Source organism: Paracoccus sp. SY (assembly GCF_002901215.1).
GTDB classification, from domain to species: Bacteria; Pseudomonadota; Alphaproteobacteria; order Rhodobacterales; family Rhodobacteraceae; genus Paracoccus; species Paracoccus acridae.
The window spans coordinates 1-8837 of the sequence record NZ_NWMQ01000070.1 but is presented as its reverse complement, the minus strand read 5'-3'; the positions used below and the strand labels follow the sequence as shown (position 1 = coordinate 8837).

General features: G+C 64.9%; 7 protein-coding genes and 1 pseudogene. 5 read left to right on the top strand and 3 right to left on the bottom strand.

The window, feature by feature from the left end:
• Positions 1 to 185: 185 nt before the first annotated feature.
• Positions 186 to 446 (bottom strand): hypothetical protein, encoded by a 261-nt coding sequence (locus CK944_RS20625; protein ID WP_146038735.1) that lies wholly within the window; start codon positions 444 to 446, stop codon positions 186 to 188.
• Between the two features lie 102 nt (positions 447 to 548).
• Complete coding sequence (locus CK944_RS20620; RefSeq protein ID WP_103174938.1) at positions 549 to 1775, bottom strand: serine hydrolase; 1227 nt, start codon at positions 1773 to 1775, stop codon at positions 549 to 551.
• Between the two features lie 153 nt (positions 1776 to 1928).
• Between CK944_RS20620 and CK944_RS20615 the strand changes: the two genes are divergently transcribed.
• A complete protein-coding gene (locus CK944_RS20615) occupies positions 1929 to 2678 on the top strand; it encodes an SDR family oxidoreductase (RefSeq protein WP_103174937.1) in 750 nt (249 codons plus the stop codon).
• Positions 2679 to 2769: 91 nt separating this feature from the next.
• Here CK944_RS20615 and CK944_RS20610 read toward each other — a convergent pair whose 3' ends face one another.
• Entirely contained in the window at positions 2770 to 3540 is a 771-nt protein-coding gene (locus CK944_RS20610; protein WP_256388174.1) for an IclR family transcriptional regulator, read from the bottom strand.
• 102 nt (positions 3541 to 3642) lie between these two features.
• Here CK944_RS20610 and CK944_RS20605 point away from each other — a divergent pair, with 102 nt between their 5' ends.
• From CK944_RS20605 to CK944_RS20590, 4 genes and pseudogenes are all read left to right on the top strand, one after another.
• On the top strand, positions 3643 to 5175 hold the full coding sequence (locus CK944_RS20605) for a M81 family metallopeptidase (protein WP_103174935.1): 1533 nt from the start codon (positions 3643 to 3645) through the stop codon (positions 5173 to 5175).
• Between the two features lie 42 nt (positions 5176 to 5217).
• Positions 5218 to 6783, top strand: coding sequence for an ABC transporter substrate-binding protein (locus CK944_RS20600; protein WP_103174934.1), 1566 nt, complete (start codon positions 5218 to 5220; stop codon positions 6781 to 6783).
• Positions 6784 to 6853: 70 nt separating this feature from the next.
• Positions 6854 to 7793: pseudogene (locus CK944_RS20595) on the top strand (ABC transporter permease).
• Positions 7793 to 8668, top strand: coding sequence for an ABC transporter permease (locus tag CK944_RS20590; protein ID WP_103174933.1), 876 nt, complete (start codon positions 7793 to 7795; stop codon positions 8666 to 8668). The pseudogene CK944_RS20595 and the gene CK944_RS20590 overlap by 1 nt, the downstream one beginning before the upstream one ends.
• Positions 8669 to 8837: the final 169 nt, after the last annotated feature.

Genomic DNA, 8837 nt, shown 5'->3' with positions numbered 1-8837 from the left:
CAAATCCTGCCCCCGCAACCAACATTCCCGATCAAGCCCTCGCCAAAAGCGAGGGCTTTCTGCGTTCGGGTGGCAGGCGTCCGCAGTGCGTGGACGGGCTGCCCAGTCGCCCGCCGCAACAGGCTCGCAAGCGCGCCGTGCAGGTTGATCGCGAGCCGCGTGCCGCCCCTCTTCGGTCTCGGAGATCAAGCCGCGTAGCGCTTAGATGGCCTGGAGCTGGGCCGCCGGGTCGAGAGGGTCGCAGCCAAGCCGGAGGTCTTCGCGCGGTAGAACTCGGTCAGGCTGGGGTGCAGCCGCAGAGCAGAGGGGTTTGAACTCTCCGCCAAGGCCTCCAGAAGGCAGACCTTTGCGCCTTTCAGAACCAGAGCAATCGCCAGCATCTGCCGCGCCGCCTTCGCCCGAAGTTCGCCGGCCGACATATCCCTTCGCGTGATCTCAACCGCCATCAAAGCCACCATCCCTTGATGACTCTGATTGAGATTTTCACGTCCCAGGGAATTCCGAGCGCGTCAGAGATCCAGACAGTTGGTGGAAGGGTCCATCTCCCCTTATTCCAACGCCTCGGCAACAGCGTCAAAGAACACCAGCGGGTCGATCGGCTCTTTCCCGACGGGCTTTGGCTGTGACATATGCGTGGCGATGACGATGTTCCTGGTCGGGTTGATGTAGATGTTCTGGCCCTGGATGCCGATCGCCGCAAAGGCCTTGTCGGCGATCGAGGCTTCGGTCCAGCCGGGCCACCACATCAGGCCGTATTCGATCACGCTGCCATCCTTCAGCGTCTGCGGCTTGCCCGCCTCCTCGGTCCAACCATCAGGCAGAACAGGCTTGCCGTCGATCACCCCGCCTTCCAGGAAGAACTGACCGAAGCGTGCGAAATCGCGCAATGTGGCCGACAGGCCGCTGCCCCCGATCTCGACCCCGTCAGGAGAATCCAGCCACCAGTTCGCGTCGGCCTCCATCCCGTAAGGCTGCCAGATCTTTTCGGACAGATACTCGGCCAGAGGCTTGCCGACTGCACCCCGGACGATTTCCCCCAGGACCTGCGTCTCGCCAGTCGAATAGGTATGGGCCGTGCCGGGCTCGCTGGCACGCGGCAGCGCGGCCATGACCTTCATGGCGGCCCCTGGCTCTTGTGCGATCTGTGCCCGCAGCAGGTCGCGGCGGTCGGACTGCGGATCGGTGTAGGTCTCGTTCCACCGCACTCCTGAAGCCATGCGCAGGATGTCGAGGATGCTGACCCCGTCATAAGCGCTGCCCTTCAAGCTGGGGACATAATCGACCACCATGTCATCCAGGCTGTCGATATGCCCATCCTTGATCGCCGCACCCACCAGCGTCGAGGTGATGGACTTCGCGACCGACATCGACATCCAGCGTGTCTCGGGCGTATTGCCGCGCTGATAGGTTTCGCAAACGACCGCGCCATCCTTCAGCACGATCAGCCCGGTCACGTTGTCGAGCGCCAGGAAATCATAAAGGTCATAAGTCGTGCCATCGATGTCGAAGGATACCATGGCCGCAAGATCCTGTGGCGCCTGGGGAAGGGCGCGCGGCGTGTCGCTCGCTTCGATGGTGCGGACCGGGAACAGACGGTCAATGTTGCGGAAGGTGCTGACCGCCAGATCCGGCGTCAGATGCCCGTCATAGATCTGCTCGACGGTGCCGATGGGTTCGCTGGCATGAGGATAGTCATTGGCAATCGCCGTCGCTGTCCATGCCAGGCTCAGCGCCGTCGCCGCCAGCAGTATCCGTGTCGCTCTCGATCCGCGCATTCCCGCCTCCCCTCATGTTTTCAGGATCGTTGTCCAAGTCTGCAGGTTATGCAATAGACCGGGAACTTTGCTGCACAAATCGTCTGAGTGATTTTGTTGAGGGCTCAGGGCGACAGAGCATCGGATCCCGGCATGAAGTCTAAGGAGGATAGGATGGTCAACCTTGATGGCAGGGTGGTTCTCGTCACCGGGGCAAGCCGCGGCATCGGCGCCGCTTCGGCGCGTGCTTTCGCCAAGGCGGGCGCCCTGGTCGGAGTCATGGCCCGGAACAGAAGCGCGGTGGATGATCTTGCAGCAGAGATCGGCGGGTTCGCCTTTTCCGGCGATGTCGCGAAGGCTGGCGACATGGAGGATGCGGTGGCCAAGGTTTGTCATCGCTTCGGCCGGCTTGATGTCCTTGTGAACAATGCTGGTGTGATCGGCCCCATCGCTGGACTTGCCGAAGCCGATGTGGATGACTGGGGACAGGCCATCGATGTCAACCTGAAGGGGGTCTTTCATGGGATGCGCGCGGCCCTTCCGGTGATGCGCGCCCAGGGCGGCGGGACGATCCTGACCGTCGGGTCGGGCGCCGCCCATAACCCCCAGCAAGGCTGGAGCGCGTATTGCGCCAGCAAGGCCGGAGCCTGGATGCTGACCCGCGCCTTGGATCACGAGGCGCGCGGCGACGGCATCCGCGCCATCAGCCTTTCGCCTGGAACCGTGGCGACGGACATGCAGGACAGCATCCGAAGAAGTGGGGTCAATCCGGTCAGCCAACTTGACTGGTCGGTGCATGTTCCGCCCGAATGGCCGGCGCGGGCGCTTGTGTGGCTGTGCGGCCCGGACGGGGACGAGTTCCTGGGGGCTGAAGTCTCGCTGAGGGATGAAACGATCCGCAGGCGCGTCGGCCTTGCCGCGTGACGGAGTTCTTGTCGCGGGATCCGGGATGGCGATCGGGAAGCCGGTAACGCGGTCCTGGGTGACATGACAAGGACCGCTGCTGCCGAAGTCGTCAGTTGGACAGGATGCTGCGCACGGCCTCGGCAGCCAGGGGCGCCACGCGTCGCCGGAAATCCTCGGGGGCCCATTCCGAAAGCGAGGCCGCAATGTGGATCGCCGCAATCGGGCGTCCGTCGGCGTCGGGAATGGCCACACCGACAGCCACCTCTCCCATCAGGATCTGTTCGATTGCCAGCGCGTGACCATTCGCGCGGGTCAAGGCTATCTGTTCCCGGATCGCGGACGGGTCGGTGAGTGTCCGCGGCGTGATCTCCGGGATTTGCTGTCCCTCCAGGATCGTGTCCACCTCATCGTCCGGCAGCATTGCCATGACGGCCCAGCCCCCGGACGTGCAGGCCGTGGGCACACTGTTGCCCACCAGGGTGGCAAAGAACGTCTCGCGCTTGCTTTGCATCCGGGCGGCATAGACCATCCGCCTGCCGTCAAACAGGGAGAGGTCCACCCGTTCACGGACATTGCGGCGCAGTTCCAGAAGCACAGGACTGGCGCGTCGAACCAAAGGGTTCAGCCGCAGATAGTCATGCGTCAGGTCCAGGATCGGCAAGTCCAGGCGGAAGCCGCGCCCGTCTTCCGACAAGGTCAGATAGCCCAGCTTGCGAAAGGTATGAACCAGGCGCTGCGCCGCGCTGCGTGTCAGCCCTGCCCTTGTGGCGATCTGCGCCAGCGACAGCGGCCCGTCGGCTTCACGGAATGCCTCAAGAACGCTCATCCCACGCGCAAGGGACTGAACGAACAAGGAATCCCCAGGGTTCGACAGGGACATGGCCGGGTTTTCCTGCATCCTCTGCATCTCCAATGTTGACACAAGGAAAATTCACTAACTACACTCACCATGCAATGCAGTCGTATCGGATCGCAATACGCAATGGTGGCATCTCTCAATCAAGATCACGCGCCGCGCGTTGCCCTTGCGGGGTTTGTCCATGAAAGCAATTCCTTTGCCCCCAGCCCTGCCGACATGGCCGCGTTCGAACAAGGGGGCGGCTATCTGCCGTTAAGCCGCGGCACGCAGATTCTGGAACGTGGGCGGCAGGTCAACCTGCCGGTCGCTGGCGCGATCGACCATGCCGAAAGCCACGGCTGGGATCTGGTGCCGCTGACCTGGGCAGGCGCCGTGCCATCAGCCCCGGTGACCGCCGCCTGCTATCACGCCATCAGCAATGAAATCGTCGAGGGTCTGCGGCAGGTGCTGCCGGTGGACGGGGTGTTCCTGGACCTGCACGGAGCCATGGTGGCAGAGAGCGCGCCCGATGGCGAAGGACCGCTGATCGCCCGCGTGCGAGAGGTCGTAGGCCCCGATGTGCCCATCGTCGCGGCGCTTGACCTGCATGGAAACATCAGCGCGCAGATGGTCGATGAAGCCGATCTGCTGATGGGGTTCCGCACCTATCCGCATGTGGACATGGCCCTGACCGGCCAGCGGGCGGCAGCCGAACTGGGCCGGCTGATGGCAGGCGGGGCCAGCTTCAAGGCGTTCCGGCAGCTTGATTTCCTGATCCCGATTGCCTGGCAGTCCACCATGGGCCAGCCTGCGGCCGGGCTTTACGACCTGGTGGCGGAACTTGATGCCGAAGGTGTCTGCGCGTCGTTCTTCATGGGCTTTCCGGCGGCGGATTTCGCGGATTGCCGTCCCTCGGTCGTGGCCTATGCGGAAAGCCAGGATCAGGCGGACGCGGCCGCCGACCGGATCGCGCAGGCTGTGCGCGAGGCGGAGCCAGCCTTTCAGGGCCGGTCCTTCCTGCCTGACGACGGCGTGGCCGAGGCGCAGCGCCTTGCCGCCACGGCCACGCGCCCCGTTGTCATCGCCGACACGCAGGACAACCCCGGCGCGGGGGGCGATTCCGACACGACGGGGATGTTGCGGGCGCTGATCCAGGCGGATGCCCGGCATGCGGCCATCGGGCTGATCACCGATCCCCAGGCTGCGGCCGCAGCCCATGCGGCAGGCGTTGGGGCACAGATCGAACTGTCCCTGGGCGGCAAGTCGGGGGTCGAAGGTGACGCCCCCTATGCCGGCACCTTCACGGTGGAACGCCTATCGGACGGCCGGTGCCATGCCACCGGCCCCTATTACGGCGGCGCCCATCTGCAGCTTGGCCCCTCGGCCTGCCTGCGCATCGGCGGGGTCCGCGTCGCTGTTGCGTCCGAAAAGGCCCAGATGGCCGACCGAGAGATGTTCCGCTTCCTGGGGATAGAGCCCGAGGCCCAGGCCATCCTGGTGGTCAAAAGCTCGAACCATTTCCGGGCCGATTTCGCCCCCATCGCCGAAGACATCCTGATCTGCACGGCGCCCGGACCCATGCCCCTCAGCCCGGCCCGCCTGCCCTTCCGCCACCTGCATCCCGGTATCCGGCTGGAGCCGGGCGGCCCGCCCTTCACCCCACCCGCGCAAGGCTGACGCCAAGATCGGCCCGCGACATCGATCAACAGAGAGGATCTCATGTTCAACCGACTGACAGCGACGCTTCTTGCCTCGACCATGCTGGCCGGGACGGCCTGGGCCGAAACGACGGTCAAGGCCGTGATGCATTCGGGACTGCGCGTCCTGGACCCGGTGATCACCACGGCCCATATCACGCGCAACCACGCCTACATGATCTATGACGTGCTGATCGCGCAGGACAGCCAGTACCAGCCGCAGCCGCAGATGGCCGACTGGACCGTGTCCGACGACCAGCTGACCTATACCTTCACCCTGCGTGACGGGCTGACCTTCCATGACGGCGCGCCGGTGACCGCCGCCGACGCGGTCGCGTCGCTGAAACGCTGGGGCCAAAAGGACGCCGGCGGGCAGGTCATCATGGACCGCACCGCCAGCCTCGAGGCGACGGATGACAAGACGATCACCTGGACCCTGACCGAACCCTTCGTGCCGATGCTGGACATCCTGTCCAAGCAATCGGCGCTGCCGCCTTTCATCATGCCCGCCCGCGTGGCCGAAACCTCGGCCGACGAGGCGATCACGGATTACACCGGTTCCGGCCCCTTCCGCTTTGTCGAGGCCGAGTTCCAGCCGGGCCTGACCGTGGTCTATGAGAAATTCGACGAATACGTTCCGCGCGACGAACCTGCCGACTGGATGGCCGGCGGCAAGGTCGTGAACGTCGATCGCGTCGAATGGGTGAACATGCCCGACATCCAGACCGCGGTGAACGCGCTCTCCAGCGGCGAGATCGACTATATCGAACAGATGCAGGTCGATCTGCTGGCCCTTCTGGAGGGTGATCCGAACATCGTGGTCGAAAAGCGCGAGCCGACGGGGATGCAGACCATGGTGCGGATGAACTTCCTGCACCCGCCCTTCGACAACCAGCAGATCCGCCAGGCCGCGCTGAAGGCGATCCAGCAGGAACCCGTGCTGGCGGCGATGGTGGGCAATCCCGAATACTATCAGGTATGCGGCGCCATCATGGGCTGCGGCACCCCCCTGGGCAGCGAGGTCGGCACCGAGACGCTGACGCAAGGCGGCGGGGTCGAGGAAGCCAAGGCGCTGCTGCAAGAGGCCGGCTATGACGGCACGCCCGTCGTGCTGATGGCTCCCACCGACATGGTGGCCCTGGCCACGCAGCCCGTGGTGGTGTCCCAGGCCCTGCGCAAGGCGGGCTTCCAGGTCGATCTGCAGCCGATGGACTGGCAGACCCTGGTGACCCGCCGCGCCAGCCAGGCGGCCCCGGCCGAAGGCGGGTGGAACATCTTCATCACCAACTGGATGGTGCCCGAGATTTCGAACCCGATCTCGAACCCGATGCTGAACGGGCGCGGCGACGACGCCTGGTTCGGCTGGCCCACCGACGAGCGCGTCGAAGAATTGAAGGAAAACTTCATCGACGCCGCCGATGCCAATGCCCAGAAGGCCGTGGCCGAGGAAATCCAGGCCCATGGCATCGACAACGGGTTGCTGATCCCGCTGGGCCAATACACCCTGCCCCAAGCACGTCGCGCGGGGATCACCGACATGATCAACTCGCCGGTGCCGGTGTTCTGGAACCTCCAGAAGGCCGAGTGACAGGCCGCCAAGCTGGGGCGGTGCCTTGCGCCGCCCCTGACCTGCCCTCCCTCCGATCCGAGGAAACCTGATGCTGGGCTATATCCTGCGGCGCATCCTGGCCGTCATCCCGGTGATGCTGCTGGTCGCCGTCTTCGTCTTCCTGCTGCTGCGCCTGACACCGGGCGATCCGGCCGCGATCATCGCGGGCGACATGGCGACCCCCGCGCAACTGGAACGGATCCGAGAGGCGATGGGCCTGAACCAGCCGTTGCACATCCAGTTCGTGACCTGGCTGGGCCAGTTGCTGCGCGGCGATCTGGGCGTCTCGCTGATCTCGAACACGCCGGTGGCCTCGATGATCGCCGACCGGATCGGGCCGACCTTCGCCATCGCGATCCTGACGATCCTGATGTCGGTCGCCATGGCCGTGCCGATGGGCGTGCTGGCCGCATGGAAGCACCGCAGCGGGGCGGATTACGCGGTGATGACCTTTTCCGTCTTGGGCTTTTCGGTCCCGGTCTTCGTGATCGGCTATATCTTCATCCTGATCTTTTCGCTGAAGCTGGGATGGTTCCCGGTCCAGGGCTATACGCCGATCAGCCGGGGCCTGGGCGCGTTCCTGTCCAACGCCTTCCTGCCCGCGCTGACGCTCAGCACCATCTATATCGCGCTGATCGCGCGCATGACGCGGGCCAACATGCTTGAGGTCCTGGGCGAGGACNATCCGCACCGCCCGCGCCAAGGGGGCGCCGGAACGCACCGTCCTGTTCCGCCACGCGCTGAAGAACGCCGCCGTGCCGATCCTGACGGTGATCGGGACGGGATTTGCGCTGCTGATCGGCGGCGTCGTGGTGACGGAGACGGTGTTCAACATCCCCGGCATCGGGCGGCTGACCGTCGATGCGATCCTGGCCCGCGATTATCCGGTGATCCAGGCGATGATCCTGCTGACCAGTTTTCTTTACGTTCTGGTGAACCTGCTCATCGACCTCAGCTACAGCTTCTTTGACCCGAGGATCCGCTACTGATGTCCCCCGTTCCGCCGCCCACCTCGGCCATGCAGCCGGTCCTTCGCGCGCTGCGGCTGCCCCAGTTCGGGTGGGGCAGCAAGATCGCCGCCCTTGTGCTGGCCGTCATCGTGGTGCTGACGCTGCTGGCGCAATGGATCGCGCCGCACGATCCGCTGGCGATGAACCCGCTGGCCCGCCTGAAAGGCCCGATCGAGGGGCACCCCCTGGGCACGGACAATTTCGGCCGCGACATCTTCAGCCGCGTCCTGATCGGGGGGCAGCTGTCGCTGATCATCGGCATCGCGACCGCCGTGGTCTCGGTCCTGATCGGACTGGTGATCGGCATGGTCGCGGGCTTCTTTCGCACGGCCGATGCGATCATCATGCGGATGATGGACGCGCTGATGGCGATCCCGTCGATCCTGCTGGCGATTGCACTTGTCGCGCTGAACGGCCCCTCGGTGGGTTCCGTCATCGCGGCCATCACCATCCCCGAAATCCCGCGCGTCGTCCGCCTGGTCCGCGCCGTCGTGCTGGCCGCGCGAGAGGAACCCTATGTCGAGGCAGCAATCGCCCTTGGCACGTCCATGCCGAAAATCCTGGTCCGCCACCTGGTCCCGAACACGCTGGCGCCGCTGATCGTGCAGGGCACCTATATCCTGGCATCCGCCATCCTGACCGAGGCGATCCTGTCCTTCCTGGGCGCGGGCGTCAGCACCGAAACCCCCACCTGGGGCAATATCATGGCGGAAGGGCGGATGTTCTTCCGCATCAAGCCGGAACTGATCCTTTATCCCGGTCTGGCGCTGTCGCTGTGCATCCTGTCGATCAACCTTCTGGGCGACGCGGCGCGCGACATGCTGGATCCGCGGCTGAAGAAACGGGCGGGATAAGCCGATGCTGTTCAAGAAACGCAACTTCGACGGCGCCCCCGTCGCGCTGCAGGCCCGCAACCTGACCGTCAGCCTGCCGGAAACGCCGGGCAACCCCCAGGTCCTCAAGGGCATCGACGTGACGATCCGGCAGGGCGAAACGGTCTGCCTTGTGGGCGAATCCGGGTCG

Bases quoted from the DNA above. Each gene is read 5' to 3' on its own strand.
- CK944_RS20610 (WP_256388174.1), bottom strand. From the start codon at position 3,540: ATGTCCCTGTCGAACCCTGGGGATTCCTTGTTCGTTCAGTCCCTTGCG.
- CK944_RS20620 (WP_103174938.1), bottom strand. From the start codon at position 1,775: ATGCGCGGATCGAGAGCGACACGGATACTGCTGGCGGCGACGGCGCTG.
- CK944_RS20615 (WP_103174937.1), top strand. From the start codon at position 1,929: ATGGTCAACCTTGATGGCAGGGTGGTTCTCGTCACCGGGGCAAGCCGC.
- CK944_RS20600 (WP_103174934.1), top strand. From the start codon at position 5,218: ATGTTCAACCGACTGACAGCGACGCTTCTTGCCTCGACCATGCTGGCC.
- CK944_RS20605 (WP_103174935.1), top strand. From the start codon at position 3,643: ATGGTGGCATCTCTCAATCAAGATCACGCGCCGCGCGTTGCCCTTGCG.
- CK944_RS20590 (WP_103174933.1), top strand. From the start codon at position 7,793: ATGTCCCCCGTTCCGCCGCCCACCTCGGCCATGCAGCCGGTCCTTCGC.
- CK944_RS20625 (WP_146038735.1), bottom strand. From the start codon at position 446: ATGGCGGTTGAGATCACGCGAAGGGATATGTCGGCCGGCGAACTTCGG.